The following is a 15,483-nucleotide window of genomic DNA, read 5'->3' on the forward strand; positions in this document are numbered from 1 at the left end:
TGGTGATGCGACGCTATGCGGCGGCGGCACCCGCCGATATCGGGAAACCTACGGATACGCGCGGCGGACCGCCCGGCAGCGCCCACCCTGGCACGTCGAGCGATACGACTTGGTCGCAGAATGCGGCAAACGCCGACCGGTGGCTGACCAGCAACAGCCCTTGCCGCGTTCTCGTCAGGCGGGCGGCGAGGCGCGCTATAACCACCTCCTCGGTCGCGGCGTCGAGCCCTTCGCTCGGCTCGTCGAGCACCAGCCACGACGCCGGGCGGAGATAGGCCCGCGCGAGCGCAAGCCGCCGCCGTTCGCCACCCGACAGCCGCGCACCGTTCTCGCCGATCCAGCTGTCGAGCCCCTGCGGCAAACCATGTACCCGCATGTCGAGCGCGGCATCGTGAAGCGCCTGCCAGAGCGCCGCCTCGTCGGCCTGCGCACAGCCTAGGAGCAGATTGTCGCGGACGGTTCCCGACAGCAAAGCCGCGTCCTGCGGCACCCAGCCGAAGATCTCGCGGCGGAGGTCGCTCGCGATATCGACGAGGTCGCGATCGTCGAACCAGACCTGTCCGCGCTCGCCGGGGCGAAGGCCGAGCAGCGTCTCGACCAAGCGTGTCTTGCCGGCTCCCGAACGTCCGGCAAGCTGGACTCGTGCGCCGGGAAGCAGCGGGCCATCGGCAAGCGCAAAGGTAATCGATGGCCACGCGACCGCCAGTTGGCGTGTCGATGATAGTGATCCGCCGTCGAGCAGTGCGCCCAGCCGCGCCTCCGCCTCGCGGACTGCGCCGCGCTGCGCCAGGCTTCGCACCAACGGTGCGGCGCCATCGATCGTCATCGCCGCGGCGAGCGCGGCCAGCGCCATCACTGCCGCACCATGCCCCCGCGCAAGCACGACCACCGCACCCGCAGCGACCGCGATCGCCACTGCCTGCGCCAGTTCGAACCAGCCCAGCACCGCAGCTTGCGCTTCGACGGCGTCCCCGAGTGTCTCGCTCCGTTCGGCAATTCGCGCCGCGGCCCAGCCTTCGAGGGCGTAACAGCGGAGCTCAGCAGCGGCGGCAGCCTGTGCGGCGAGCTCGTCCTTCAACGCCCCGGTCGCGCGTTGCACCGCCCGCCCCGGTGCCTCCAGTGCGGTCGCGAGCCGATCTGCGACGAGGAGCAGCGTGCCGAGGCACGCGAGTGTCGCCGCCGCCGCCCACCCGCCCAGGACCGTCAGGCCCACCCCTGCAACCGCCGCCGCAGCCATTCCCCACGGCGCCGACGCCATTGCAAAGCGCGTCTCGATCACGCCGACGTCCTGGACGATCCGTGCCGTCGCCTCGCCCGTCGAGAAGGACAGCGCGCGCGCCACCGGTGCCGCCGCGATCGCGCGAAAGAGCGCCGGGCGGACTCGCGCGAGCGCGCCGAACGCCGCCTCGTGGCTGGCGAGACGCTCGCCATAACGGGCACCGGTCCGCACGATCGCCAGCAAACGAATCCCTGCGCTCGGCAACATATAGTTGAACCCCTGCGCGACGACTGGTCCGGCGAGCCCGGCGATCGCCGCGGCGGTAAGGAACCATCCCGAAAGCCCGAGCAACAGCACGGAAGCCGCCGCGACCAGCGCCGCATAGCCCGCCGCGCGAACGAGCATCGGCCGTTGGCGGAGGCGCTGTTCGGCCAGCAACGCGTCGAGCGCGGTCACGCGTGCGGCTCCAGCGAGACCGTCCGGTCGGCGATCGCCGCGAGCGCGGCGCTGTGGGTCGCTATGATCACGGTGCGTCCGCGGCACGCCGTGCGGATCGTTTCGATCAGCGCCGCTTCGGCGACCGGATCGAGATGCGCGGTCGGTTCGTCGAGCAACAGCACCGTGCTCGGCTTGAGCAGCGCGCGCGCGAGCGCGATGCGCCGGATCTCGCCGCCCGACAATCCGCCGCCACGCGCGTCGATCGGCGCGTCGAGCCCACGCACCGCAAGCATCGGCCCGAGCCCCGCGCGCCGCGCTGCATGCTCGATCTCGCGCGCCGTCGCGGCCGGCCAGGCGAGCGCAATATTCGCACGCAGCGTCCCCGTGATGATCAACGGCGTCTGCCCGACCCAGGCGGAGGCCGGCGCCAGCGTAACACCCTCACCAAGCGCGACACCGTCGACCGTCACGCGTCCCGCGCTCAGCGGCGCCAGCCCGAGGAGGAGATGCAGCAGACTGCTCTTGCCGCTCCCCGACGGGCCGAGCACTGCGACGATCGTCCCCGGCGCGATATCGAGCGAGAAATCACGGATCGCCGGTGTATCGGTTCCGGCATAAGCGATCGCCACATCCGTGAGCGTGATCCGTGGCGCGGTTTCGGGCGCGCGCTGGGCGACCGGCGCGGTCGAGGGGGCGAACAGCGCATCGGGGAAGCGCTCGACCGCGGTCTGTGCGGCTTGCTTGTCATGATAGGCGGCGGCGAGCCGGCGCATCGGCAAATAGAATTCGGGCGCCAGCGCCAACACGAAGAACGCTCGCGCCAGATCGAGCTTTTCTGGCACCGGAAACGGCAGCAATCCGAGCACGTTGAACCCGGCATAGACCGCCACCAGCGCCACCGACAGCGCGGCGAAGAATTCGAGCGCGCCAGACGACAGGAACGCGACACGCAGGACGCGCATCGTGCGCCGCGCCACTTCTTCCGAAGCGCGCGCCAGTCGTTCGGCTTCACGCTGTTCCCCGCCGAACGCGAGCAGGATCGGCAAGGCGCGGATGCGATCGGCGAACAGGCCCGAAAGCCGCGACATCGCACCGAACTGCCGCCGCGATTCGTCAGCGGCGGCCCCGCCTGCAAGAATCATCGCAGCAAGGAAGGGGATGAGCGTGACGACGAGGATCGCCGCCGCGATCGGACTGGCGAGCGCGGCGGCGGCGATCACCAGGAGCGGCGCCAATCCAGCCGTCGCGCGTGCCGGAAGGAAGCGCGCGACATAGCCATCTGTCGCCTCGACCTCATCGACGCACGTGGCCAGCAGGGTGCCCGTCGTCGCGTGCCCGCCCGGCGCGCGCGCCAGCAGATCCGTGACGAGCGCGGCGCGGAGCGTTCGCTTGGTCCGCCGCGCCGCGTCCGCGCCGACGCGCGCCGCAAGCAGCGCACATACCCCGCGCGCGCAGCCTGCGCCGACGAGCAGCGCCAACCACGGCAGCATCGCGCTCAGCCCTGCCGGAACGTGCACCACCGCGCCCGCGAGACCGCCAGCGAACGCGATCCCCGCCACCGTATCGCCAAGCAGCAAAACCGTCGGAGGCCAGAGCCGCACCGTGGGAGGAACGATCGACTTGAGCCGCAGCACAACACTGACGGGATCGGGCTGCGTGGGGATCGAGTACATCGCGATAGCCTAGCGAGCGTCATCGCACCGGCGAATACGCAATACCCCTCACCGCCGTCGGGCATCGGATCCGTATAGACCCGTATAGCGTACCGATGAACGCGTGTGCTTCGATGGGTCAGCAAAGGAGCGAGCCCATGCCAAACCGCACACCCCGCGACGCCGCCCGTTGGCCCAGATCAGCACCGGAAAAGGGAGCCGCAGCGATCGGGCGGGGCTCGCTATGACACACGGCGCGACGCCCGCTGCCCAGCAAGCGGCCCTTCGTCATGTCGTCGTGCTCGGTTCTCCGGGCGCCGGCAGCTTCACCACCGCCGTCGCGCAGGCATATTGCGACGAAGTTCGCGCCTGTGGCCAGGAGGCGGAAATCCGCGATCTCTATGCGATGGGGTTTAACGCGCTGCTCGCCAATTCCGAACGGCCGACCGCGCCGGACTATCGGCAGCCCGCCGATGTCGCGGCCGAACTCGCCGTGCTTGAGACCGCGGCGGTCATCAGCTTCGTCTACCCGCTGTGGGTCGGCATGCCGCCCGCGATCATCAAGGGCTATATCGATCGTGTGCTGGGCGCGGGTTTCGAAGAGCCCGAACGGCGCTCGGGCGACCGGATATCGACACTTCGCGGCAAACGCTTGCTCAGCTTCAGCGCTTCCGCCTCTACCCGGCCCTGGCTTGAGGAACATGGCCAGTGGACCTCGATCCGGCAGGGCATCGACAGCTATCTCTCGACGGTCTTCGAATTGGTCGATGGCGGACATGTCCATTTCGACTCGATCGTCGAGGGCGTATCGGAGTCCTATGTCCGCCAGTGCCTCGCCGATGTGCGCGAAGTCGCGCGGCGGACGTGCGCCGCTGTCCTGAGCGAACGCCATGCCCGCCAAAACGACGCGCGCCGCTTGCAGCTTTCACACTAAGGAAAAGACAGAACTCGAACGTGGCGGGTCAATCGTGTCAATTAGCAGCGGGGGCAGGCACGGGATGGCGCCGCCGCCGCATCCGGCCTAGGCTGCTGCGCGGCGGACGGAGTCGAAAAGGTGGCTGAACAGAGACTTGTCCATATCATCGACGATGAGGAGGCGATCCGCCGGTCGGCAAGCTTCATGCTCAAGACGTCGGGCTTCGCGGTCGAGACCTGGGCGTCGGGCGTCGATTTCCTCCGGGAGGCGAAGCATGCGGCGATGGGCTGCGTACTGCTCGATGTCCGCATGCCCGAGATGGACGGGCTTGCAGTCCAACAGGCCATGCTCGAACGCGGCATTGCGATGCCGGTCGTCGTGCTGACCGGGCACGGCGATGTCTCGATCGCAGTGCGAGCAATGAAGGCCGGCGCGGTCGATTTCATCGAGAAGCCGTTCGCCAAGGCGCTGTTGCTCGAGTCGCTCGCCGTGGCGTTCGAGCGGATCGATCGTTCCGAAGCCGATGCCGTGCGCGCGGCCGACGCTGCGATCGCGATCAGCGCACTGACGGCGCGCGAACGCGAGGTCCTCGAGGGCCTGGCGAGAGGGCTGCCTAACAAAACGATCGCCTACGACTTCGGCATCTCGCCGCGCACGGTCGAAGTCCACCGCGCCAACATCATGTCCAAATTGCACGCGCGCAGTTTGTCCGAAGCGCTGCGGATCGCCTTTGCCGCGGGGTTGGGCAGCTCGCGCGGTTGAGTACCCGGACCGCCGGTCCGATCCGACGCTCCAGACGCGATCGCACCTGCCACGACGCCCGCCGCGAGCCGCACGAGCATGACCGGCGAAACCGGTACCATCGCCTGAGAGGCGCGCACCCCCAAGCGCAGCGGGAGCCGTGCGGCGGGCATGTCGAGCGCAAACAAGCCGATCGGCTTGCGATCCAAGATGTCGATATCGCGCGAAGGCGCCGGGCGACACGGCGTGCGCGGTGCCTTATGGGAATTTCTCGTCGACGGGGATCACCGGATCACCGAACCTCACAAGCGGCGCAAGGAGCGCGATCCCCGCGATGAGGGCGATCCGGGCGTGAGGACCCTGCGATCAGGACGGGATTGCGACGCAGGCAGGATCGCGGGGTCAGGCGGGCGCCGGGGTTTGTCACTAACCACCGCGAGCTGGCCGCATGCGGGGTTGCGGCCGCATGGCTTCAGCCGCATTGTCGCCACACGCCAACGGCATAGGCCGCGGCAAGCAGAAATTGAGCCGTGGACACCGTGTTGCGTTTTTCTCCTATCGTCGGTCTTCTCGGTCTGTTGCTGGCGGCGCCCGCCGTCGAGGCGGCGTCCTCCTCGTTCGACCTTGTCGGCCCCCGACTGGACGTCAGCGTGGTGCGCGACGGCGTTACGCTCCCGCTCGAGCGCGTGCCCAACCTCGCCGAAGGCGACCACATCTCGGTCAAGCTCGCCCCCCTTGCGGGGCATGACGAACATTACCGGCTGATCGCGGTGTTCCTGCGCGGCGCGGTCGATCGCCCCGGTAAGGACTGGTTCCGCGAGGCCGAGAGTTGGCGGGAGAAGAACGCCAGCCTGTCGCTCGTCGTCCCCAAGGACGCACAGCAGATGGCGCTGTTCATCGTCCCCGAGCGCGGCGGCGGCGCGAATGCGGTGATCAGCGCGGTCCGCAAGCAGCCCGGTGCGTTCGTCCGCGCGGCGCAAGAGCTCAATCAGGCCTCGCTCGACCGCGCACGGCTCGACACCTTCCTCCTCGAGATGCAGCGTGCCGAGCGCAAGAACCCCGAGAGCCTTGCCGCCGTCTCGCCGGTCCTGACGCGCAGCCTTGCGGTCAAGCTCAAGGCCGAATGCCTCGCGCAGCCGACCGAAGTCCAATCGGCGTGTCTGACCGGCGACCGCGAGACGCTGCTGCTCGCCGACACGCACAGTTCGGCGCTCGCCGACACGCTCGCCGGCGCGCCGACCGACCTCGCTTTCCAGCTGAGCGCGACACCGCAAGCCGGATACGGCTCGTACAGCTCCTATATCGGCGTGGTGCGCGACCTGTTCCGGATGTTCGGCGCGTTCCAGTCGACCCAGCTCCAGTTCATTCCGGCGCTCGCGCAACAGCGTAACGCCACTGTGACGGTATTGCTCAACACGCCGGTCTCGTTCGCCAAGCCGACCTCGGTGATGGTCGTCGCGCTCCCGGCGATCGAAGCGCCCAAGCCGCCGCCGCTGCGCCAGCCACTGCCGGCCACGATGCTGTGCGCCGCACCAGGAGTGATATTGCCAGTCGAAGGCGCACCGCTGGTCTATGCCACGGGCTATGCGCACGACATGGTCTTACGGCTCAAGCGGCTTGACGGGACGCAAGCCGAGATGCCGGTCCGCGCCGATCCAAGCCTTGGCGGATTCGTCGCGACCGGGGAGATTCCGTTCGGGCCGTTCGGACCGGTCATCTCCGCGCAATTGCACGGTGCGTGGGGCTTTTCGTCGTTCGATGGCCCGAGCTACGTCCTGACCAAGCCCGGCGACGGGACGTGGAAGGCAACCGATCGCACCGCGCTGGTCGTCGGCCGCTCGAACGAACTGCAACTGACAGGCGGCAGCGCAGGGTGCGTCACCAAGATCGGGCTGCGGCGCGGCGATGGTGCGGTCGAGCCGCTGAGCTGGAAGCAATCGGCCACGCACGGGATCGTCGCGACCGTCCCGCTCGAGCAATCCGAACCCGGCACGGTCTCGATCGTGATCGAGGAAAAGGGCGTCGCGACGCCGACCGAACTGCCGCTGCGCGCGCTGCAGCAAGCGGGCAGTGTCGATGAACTGAGCTTCCACGCGGGCGACGACCAGGCCACACTGACCGGCACGCGGCTCGACCAAGTGATCGGAGTGACGCTCGGCACCCTCGCCTTCCAGCCGGGCGCGCTGACTCGCGTCGGCAAGCAGGATCGCGTCGCGCTGCAGGCTGCCAATCCGGCCAGCGCTATGGCGCTCGCTGCGGGCACAACGCTTCCCGCCGACATCAGCTATGTCGGCGGACGCCACAAATCACTGAGCGTGACGATCGCACCGCACCGCGTCTCGGCGACGCTGCTCCGCGTTACGGCGCGGGCGCCGGTGCGTGATGGCGCCTTGCCAATCACCTTGCCCGGCACCGCGGTCTTTGCGCAGGATGCCCGACTGACCTTTGCCTTCCACCTCAACGACGCCCCCCCGCTCTCGGGACGCGAAAGCATCGAGATCGGGACGGTCGACGGGCGCACCAGCACGATGGTCGCGGCGGGCAAGGGCTATGATCTGCAGGACGCCAAGACGGGGATCGTCTCGATCAACCCGGCCGAAGCGCTCGGGCCCACGGCCTATGGCGCCCTGCGCTTCCGCATCGCAAGCGACGGCGCAGGTTCATCCTGGACGCCGCTCGCCACGGTCGTGCGACTCCCGGAGATCCACTCGATCAGCTGCGCGGCGCGGAAGGCCTGCAAGCTGACGGGCAACCGCTTCTTCCTGATCGAAGCGGTCGGGACGAACGCCGAGATGCAGCCGAGCCAGGCGATCCCCGACGGTTTCGTCGCGACCGAAATCACCACGCGCGCGAGCGCCGACGGGCGGATCTACCTGCGGCTGCGCGATGCCCCCGAAGCCATCGCGACGGTAGCGGCACCCTAACGATCCGGCGGTTGAAAAGGGTGTGGTTACCCCGCGACTGGCGCTTCGGCGGCAGGTCCGGTCCAGCCGCCTGCCGTTGCCACGTATAGCCGCGCCACGTTGAGGAACTGGCGCGTCTGCGCCAGCACCAGGCCATTGCGGGCACGCTGATACAGGCGCTCGGTCTCGAGCACTTGGAGGATGCCCGAATTGCCGACCTGATAGCTGCGTTGCGACAGATGGCGCGATCGTTCGGCGACCGCGACCGACTCGCGCTGGTTGACCACCGAACGCGCGTCGCTCTGGATCGCCGAGAGCAGATCGGCGACTTGGCCGAATGCGCTCAGCACCGTCTGCTGATAGGTCGACTCGCTCGCCTTGGCGCGGTTGATCGCCGCAGCGCGCTGCGCCTTGAGCGTCCCGCCATGGAAGATCGGCGCGGTCACGCCGGCAAAGATGTCGTACCCCCGGAACGCGTTCTTGACGAGATCGCCGATCCCCGGTGCGCCCTGCGTCAGCGTCGCGCGGAGCGTGATGTCGGGATAGAGCCGCGCGGTCGCGACACCGATCTCGGCGGCGGCGGCATGCAGATCGGCTTCGGCCTGGAGGATGTCGGGCCGACGATGCACGAGCTCGGACGGCAGCGCGACCGGGATAGTGGTGGGCAAGGTCAGTTTGGCGATGTCGAACTCGGTCTCGCCGAGCTCCGACGGCGCGATGCCGACCAGCGTCGCGAGCAGATGCCGCGCTTCGGCCAATTGCTGCTCGAGCTGCGGGATGTCGCCGCGATCGGCGGTGTATTGGCTTTGCGCGTTGAGTACCTCGACCAGCGTACCCTCGCCGCCCTTCCGCCGCTTTTGCGTCAGATCGACGTTGCGCAGATCCTCGGCGAGCAAGGCATTGGCGGTCGCGACCTGCGCACGGATCGCGGCGACGGTGAGGACCTGGTTGACCACCTGCCCGGCGATCGAGAGATGCGCCGCCTCGGTCTGGCGTTGCTGCGCCTCGACCTGCGCGGCGCTTTGCTCGACCTGGCGGCGCAGCCCGCCAAACAGATCGAGATCGTAGCTGATCCCGCCGCCGACCGAATAGAGATGGAATTCGGGATTACCGCCGGGCGCGAGCGGATTGTTGCCCGAAAAGCCGAAGCCCGCGAGATTGACCTGCTGCTGATCGACGCGCGCATTTGCGTCGATCTGCGGGAGACGACGGCCCGCAACGGCGCGCAGTTCGTCACGCGCCGCGGCAAGCGTCGCATTGCTCGCCGCCAAACTGCGATTGTTGGCGATTGCACGGTCGACCAGCGCATCCATTTCGGGCGATCCGAACGCCGTCCACCAGCGCTGCGCCGGCCCCGCGCCGAGTGTCACCGCAGGCGCACCGCGCACCGCGGCGCGCTGCTCGCTCGGTGGCTGGTAGCCGCTCACCCCCGGCGTCTGCGGACGCACGAAATCGGGGCCGACGGTGCACCCGGCGAGCGCGGTCGCGGCGAGGAGGATCGGGAGAAAGCGCATTGGCATCAGTCCATATGGATCGTTGGGCCGTCGGCCGCGCCCTTGCGCGGGCCGCGCATCAGCAGGAGCAGCGGAATCACCGCGAGCGTCAGCACGAACAGCAGCCAGAAGGCGTCGATATAGGAGACCATCGACGCCTGCCGGGTGACTTGGGCATTGAGCGCCGCGACCGCGCTTGGGAGATTGAAGTCGAAACTTTGCGCCAGCGCGGGATTGTCGGGCCGGACGCCTTCGGTCAGTCGCGAATGCACCGCCGCGGCATTGCGGATCGTCAGCGCCTGGAGCACCGAAATGCCGACCGCCGAACCGATATTGCGCGTCAGCGTGAACATCGCCGCACCCTCGTTGCGATATTTGACGTCGAGCGTCGCGAACGCGATCGTCGTCAGCGGCACGAAGACGAGCCCGGTGCCGAGCCCCTGGATGAAGCCCGAGACGATCACCAGCCGCTCGCTCATCTGCAGCGAAAAGCCCGCCATGATGTAGAGCGACACCGCCGCCAGCGCGAAGCCGACGAAGATCAGCAGCCGAGCATCGACGCGCTTGATGATCCGCCCGACGATGATCATCGAGATCAGCGTGCCGATCCCGCGCGGCGCGGTGACGAGCCCGGTCAGCACCACCGGATAGCCCATCAGCGTCTCGAGCATCGTCGGCAGCAAAGCGAGCACGCCGAACAGCACGGTGCCGAGGAAGAAGCCGAAGATCGAGCCCGTCAGGAAATTGCGATCCTTGAACATCCCGATGTCGATGAAGGGCTTTTTCGCGGTCAGCGTATGGACGACGAAGAGATAGCCGAAGAACAGAGCGAGCCCTCCCTCGATGCAGATTTCGAGCGAGCTGAACCAGTCCTTGGTCTGTCCGCGATCGAGCATCAACTGGAACGCGCCGATCGCGAGCGCCAGCATCGCAAAGCCGAACACGTCGAGCCGCGGTCGCGCGGCGTCCTTGGTCTCGGTGAGGAAGCCCGACAGACCGACAAAGGCGAGGATGCCGATCGGCAGATTGATGTAGAACACCCAGCGCCACGTAAGATTGTCGGTCAACCAGCCGCCGAGCGCCGGGCCGATGATCGGCCCGAGGATCGCGCCCATCCCCCACACCGCCATCGCCGGGCCGTGGCGTTCGGGTGGGTTGATGTCGAGCAGGATCGCCTGGCTCATCGGCACCAGCGCCGCGCCAAACACGCCCTGCAGCAAGCGGAAGCCGACGAGTTCGCCGAGGCTGTTGGCCAACCCGCACAAGCCCGACACGACAGTGAAACCGACGATCGACCACAGCATCAACCGCTTCCGCCCGAAGCGCCCGGCGAGCCAACCGGTCAGCGGCGTCATGATCGCCGCCGCGACGATATAGGAGGTCAGGACCCAGGTGATCTCCTCGCTCGATGCCGAGACGCTGCCCTGGATATGCGGCAGCGCGACGTTCGCGATCGTGCTGTCGAGCGAGTTCATCACGGTCGCCGCCATCACCGACGCGGTGATCAGATTGCGGACGGCGGGGGCCGGATAGGCGCTCGTCATCGCACCGGGGTCGCGGCGCCGAACAGATGGCGCTGATAGCCGGTATCGACCGTAACCTCGACGCTTAGCCCGGCATGGAGCGGGATGTCGCGCGGCACTTGGTCGATGCTGAACTCGATCGGCAGGCGCTGGACCACCTTGACCCAGTTCCCCGTCGCGTTCTCGGGCGGGAGCAGCGCGAAGCTGTTGCCCGTACCGGGGCTGAAGCTCGCGACGCGGCCGGTCAGCTTGAGGTCGGGAAAGGCATCGATCTTGAAGGTCGCGCGCTGGCCGACGCGCATATGGTCGAGCTGGTTTTCCTTGAAATTGCCCTCGACCCACAGCCGCGTCCCCGCCAGCGTGAACACCGGCTTCGCCGCCGAAACATAGCTGCCGAGCTGGAGCAGATCGACCTTGGTGACGATGCCGTCCTGCGCGGCGCGGACCGTCGTATAGCCGAGGTTGAGCCGCGCGCGTTCAAGCGCGGCCTGTGCTCGCTGGACCGCCGGTTGCCGCTCGGTCGGCGCGGAGACGCTGCCGGTCAGTGTCGCGGCGACGCCGGCATTCTGCTCGACCGAGGTCGCGATCTGTTGGCGCGCGGTCTGCGCGGCGAGCACCGCCTGGTCGTATTGCGCTTGCGACGAGATGCCCTCGGCGAGCAGCGCCTTCTGGCGCGCCGCCTCGCGCTGCGCGTAAGCGAGCTTGTCGCGGCCGGCCTGCAGCGTCGCTTCGCCTTCGCGATAGCTCGCGCGGACCGAGGCGACCTGGGTGCGCGCACTGGCCAGTTCGGCGGCGGCTTCGTCGACGGCCGCCTGATACGGGGCCGGGTCGATCCGGAACAGGACGTCGCCCGCCTTGACGCGCTGGTTATTGTGGACCGCGATCGCGATGACGGGGCCGCTGACATTGGCGCTGACCGAGACAAGCCCGGACTGGAGATAGCCATTGTCGGTCGCTTCGTAGCGGCCGCCGCTCAGATAGAAATACACGATGGCCAGCACCGCGACGATCGGCGCCAGCAGCAGCAAGGGCGTCCGCAAGCGACGCCGGGCGCGGGGCTGGCGGTCGGCGGATTGCACTACGGGAGCAGGCGCGACGATCGGGGTCGAGTCTTCCACCGTGGGATAGTCGGCCGGGCGACCTGGCGAATCTTCCAAACTCATAGACTTTGCTCTCGAAAAGCAGTCGGTCCGCAGACGAAAATCGGACGCGGATAGCGCGTGCAACCGCGGTCGCGCCTTGCCGCTTCCGCCGATACCACGCAAGCAGATAATATGCATGCTTATGTTTTGAAAGAGGCTAACGCGATTTGGCGACGCGGCTCCAGCGCGGATGCGCCGTGGAACGCGGCGCGACGACCCTACTGCGCGCGTAAGACGCCGGGTTTGAACGTGCGGAAACCCCGATCGCCTCGCAATGATCGCTCTTCCAGCTGACCTTCAGGCGTTAACGGCAAAGGCCATCACCCTCCGCGCAGCAGGGCCGGCACCCGCCGCCTTGAGCGAGCGGCTTGCGCCGCCCCCCGGGCGGCGCACGTGATCAGGCCGGATCGTCGAGCGAGAACAGATCGCCGTCATCGTCGAACGCGAACAGTTCGGCGTAGCGCCCCCATTCGGTCACGGTGCGCAATGTCGTCGCGGCGAAATCGGGCGACATATGGTCCTCGAGCTCGTCGCGGAAGCGCCGCGCCGGCGCTTGGTGGCTCGGCCGCTCGTCGAGCACGACGCGGATGTGGCGCGCAAGCCGGACATGCGTTTCGAGCGTGCGGCGGAAATTGGCCTTGCGCTGGTCGACATCCTCCTGCGCGAACGCCGCGCCGCGCTTGGTGAGCACCGCATCGCCATCGTCGATATCGAGGAACTGCAACATCTGCAGCGTCTCGACGATCGGAAAGAGGTCGTCGATCTCTAGCTGGAGCGTGTCGGCGAGCGTGGCGAGCGGCGCGCGGCCCTCGAACGGCGCGGCCTCGATCTCCTCGATCAGGCCCGCCAGGCTGTTGATCGACACGTCGGGCAACGGCCGGTCGAGGCCGTGTTCGGGCTGCGTCCCAGGGAGCGCCACCGGCACCGCCGCGCGCTGCGTCATCCGCGCATAGATCTGCTCGACCAATTCGCGGAACGCGGGATCGAGCCGGTCGCGCGGCTGCGGCAGGTCGACGGTGAACTCGGCCGCAATCCGCCCCGGGTTGGACGACAGCACGAGGATCCGGTCGCACATCAGCACCGCCTCCTCGATATTGTGCGTGACGATCAGCACCGAGGCGATGCCGAGCTTCCCCTCGCCCCACAGGTCTAGCAGATCGGTGCGCAGCGTCTCGGCGGTCAGCACGTCGAGTGCCGAGAAGGGTTCGTCCATCAGCAACAGCGACGGCTCGACGACGAGCGCGCGCGCCAGGCCCACACGCTGGCGCATTCCGCCCGACAGCTCCTTGGGAAAGGCGTTCTCGAACCCGTCGAGCCCGATCAGATCGATCGCGGCGAGCGCGCGGGTGCGGCGTTCCTCGGCCGGCACGCGCTGCGCCTCGAGGCCGAGCTCGACATTTTGCAGCACCGTCAACCACGGGAACAGCGCGAACGACTGGAACACCATCGAGACCGAGCGCGGCGCGCCATCGGCGTCAGGGACGAAGCGAAGCTCGCCGCTCGACGGGCGGACGAGACCAGCGATCGAGCGCAGCAGCGTCGACTTGCCCGATCCCGAGCGGCCGAGCAGCCCGACGATCTCGCCCTCGCGCACGGCGAGCGCGACGTCTTCGAGAATCGGCGGGCCGCCCTGCTCGCCGCCATAACTATGGCTGACATGCTCGAGCGTGACGACGGGGCGGGCGGTGTGCGGGATCATGATAAGGTCCTCAAGACAGACGCAGGCGGCGTTCGGACAGGCGATAGAGCGGGCGGAACAGCAAGCGATTGATCGCGATGACGAACACCGACATCACCATAATGCCGAGCAGCACCCGCGCGCCGTCGCCCGCGGTGGTCGCATCGGCGATATAGCTGCCGAGCCCTTGCGCGCGCAGCCGCGTGCTGCCCCACGACACGGCTTCGGCGACGATGCTGGCGTTCCACGATCCACCCGAGGCGGTCAGCGCGCCGGTGACGTAATAGGGGAAGATTCCCGGCAGGATCAGCCGCCGCCACCACTGCCAGCCGCGCACCCCGAACATCTGCGCCGCTTCGCGCATGTCGCTCGGGATCGCGCTCGCGCCTGCAATGACGTTGAACAGGATGTACCATTGCGTCCCGAGCACCATCAGCGGCGACAGCCAGACATCGGGATCGGCATGAAAATGGACGATCGCGACGACCGCGATCGGGAACAGCACGTTGGCCGGGAACGCCGCGAGAAATTGCGCAACGGGCTGGATCCGCGAGGTCCAGCGCGGCCGCAGCCCGACCCACACGCCGATCGGCACCCAGACGAAGCTCGCCAGGATGATCAGCACGATCACGCGCAGCAGCGTGATGAGGCCAAATCGCAACGCCGCCCATGCGTCGCCGAGCGACAGCGTCTGGTGCAGAAAGTCGATCGCATAGACCGTCGCGGCAAGTGCGCTCAGCGCGACCACCGCTGTCCACAGCCGCATCCCACGTGCGGCGGGCTTCTGCGCCTTGCTCGTAAACTCCCGCTCCTGCGCGATCGGGCGGCGCGCGGGTTCGAGCCGATAGACCATCTGCCCGACCGCGCGCAGCGGCGCGGTGACCGCCGGGAGCAGCCGCGCCCGACGGAACAGATCGAACAGCCACGATTTCGGCGGGGCAACGCTCGCGGTCTGCTCGACGCGAAAGCGATCGGCCCAGGCGATCACCGGACGGAAGACGAGTTGGTCGTACAGCAGAATGACGACCGCCATCGCCCCGACCGCGAGCGCGACCGCGCTGAGATTGCGCTGCTCGATCGCGATCGCCAGCCACGACCCGATCCCCGGCAGCATGATCTGCGTATGCCCGACGCTGATCGCCTCCGACGCGACGACGAAGAACCAGCCGCCCGACATCGACATCATCGCGTTCCACACGAGGCCTGGTGCGGCAAACGGCAGTTCGAGCCGTATCAGTTTGCGCAGCGGCGAAAGGCCGAAACCGCGCGCAACCTCGTCGAGATCGGCCGGGACCTGCCGCAGCGACTGGTACAGGCTGAACGCCATGTTCCACGCCTGGCTGGTGAAGATCGCAAAGATCGCCGCGCACTCGACCCCGACGCGGCTGCCCGGGAACAGCCCCATGAAGGCGGCCACGGTAAAGGTCATGAACCCCAGCACCGGCACCGACTGGAGGATGTCGAGCGCGGGGATGATCACCAGTTCCGCCCGCCGGCTCTTGGCCGCGGCGGTCGCCGCGAGCAGCGTGAAGACGAACGATGCCGCCAGCGCCGCGAACAACCGTAGCGTCGTCAGCAACGCGTAGCGCGGCAATTGCCACGCATCGAGCACGACCGGCTCGAGCCGAAGTCGCGCTAGCGGCTCCGTCGCGTCACTGACCCCCGCCGCGATCGCTACCCCGGCCGCAGCAAGGATCGCGAACAAGGCGGCATCGGGCCAGCCGAACCGCACTTTCAGGCGCGGCCGCGAGAAGCCGAGAAATCCGGGCGTTTGCATG

The 15,483-nt window shown here is 68.0% G+C and carries 10 protein-coding genes; 3 read left to right on the forward strand and 7 right to left on the reverse strand.

The window, feature by feature from the left end; translation table 11 throughout:
• Positions 1–13 precede the first annotated feature (13 nt).
• The gene (locus tag IE187_RS01160; RefSeq protein ID WP_189674770.1) at positions 14–1,675 is read right to left on the reverse strand and encodes an amino acid ABC transporter ATP-binding/permease protein; all 1,662 of its coding nucleotides are present in this window, start codon (positions 1,673–1,675) and stop codon (positions 14–16) included.
• Positions 1,672–3,330: a thiol reductant ABC exporter subunit CydD gene (gene cydD, locus IE187_RS01165; RefSeq protein ID WP_189674771.1), complete on the reverse strand. Its 1,659-nt coding sequence runs from the start codon at positions 3,328–3,330 to the stop codon at positions 1,672–1,674. The genes IE187_RS01160 and cydD overlap by 4 nt, the downstream gene beginning before the upstream one ends.
• Positions 3,331–3,553: 223 nt before the next feature.
• On the opposite strand from cydD, the gene IE187_RS01170 reads away from it, so the two are divergent.
• From IE187_RS01170 to IE187_RS01180, 3 genes are all read left to right on the forward strand, one after another.
• Positions 3,554–4,243, forward strand: coding sequence for an NAD(P)H-dependent oxidoreductase (locus IE187_RS01170; protein WP_189674772.1), 690 nt, complete (start codon positions 3,554–3,556; stop codon positions 4,241–4,243).
• Positions 4,244–4,363: 120 nt separating this feature from the next.
• Positions 4,364–4,987: a response regulator transcription factor gene (locus IE187_RS01175; RefSeq protein ID WP_189674773.1), complete on the forward strand. Its 624-nt coding sequence runs from the start codon at positions 4,364–4,366 to the stop codon at positions 4,985–4,987.
• Positions 4,988–5,505: 518 nt separating this feature from the next.
• A complete protein-coding gene (locus tag IE187_RS01180) occupies positions 5,506–7,890 on the forward strand; it encodes a hypothetical protein (RefSeq protein WP_229839255.1) in 2,385 nt (794 codons plus the stop codon).
• A 26-nt stretch (positions 7,891–7,916) separates the two neighbouring features.
• On the opposite strand, the gene IE187_RS01185 is transcribed toward IE187_RS01180, so the two are convergent.
• The 5 genes from IE187_RS01185 to IE187_RS01205 form a co-directional block, all read right to left on the reverse strand.
• A complete protein-coding gene (locus tag IE187_RS01185) occupies positions 7,917–9,383 on the reverse strand; it encodes an efflux transporter outer membrane subunit (RefSeq protein WP_229839171.1) in 1,467 nt (488 codons plus the stop codon).
• Positions 9,384–9,388: 5 nt separating this feature from the next.
• The gene (locus IE187_RS01190; RefSeq protein WP_189674776.1) at positions 9,389–10,906 is read right to left on the reverse strand and encodes a DHA2 family efflux MFS transporter permease subunit; all 1,518 of its coding nucleotides are present in this window, start codon (positions 10,904–10,906) and stop codon (positions 9,389–9,391) included.
• On the reverse strand, positions 10,903–12,048 hold the full coding sequence (locus tag IE187_RS01195) for an HlyD family secretion protein (protein ID WP_189674777.1): 1,146 nt from the start codon (positions 12,046–12,048) through the stop codon (positions 10,903–10,905). The genes IE187_RS01190 and IE187_RS01195 overlap by 4 nt, the downstream gene beginning before the upstream one ends.
• Before the next feature lie 376 nt (positions 12,049–12,424).
• Entirely contained in the window at positions 12,425–13,726 is a 1,302-nt protein-coding gene (locus tag IE187_RS01200) for an ABC transporter ATP-binding protein (protein ID WP_189674778.1), read from the reverse strand.
• A 10-nt stretch (positions 13,727–13,736) separates the two neighbouring features.
• Positions 13,737–15,482, reverse strand: a complete 1,746-nt coding sequence (locus tag IE187_RS01205) for an ABC transporter permease (RefSeq protein WP_229839172.1) — start codon at positions 15,480–15,482, stop codon at positions 13,737–13,739.
• Between the last annotated feature and the right edge of the window lies 1 nt (position 15,483).

This window comes from Sphingomonas glacialis (genome assembly GCF_014653575.1).
Taxonomy (GTDB): Bacteria; Pseudomonadota; Alphaproteobacteria; order Sphingomonadales; family Sphingomonadaceae; genus Sphingomonas; species Sphingomonas glacialis.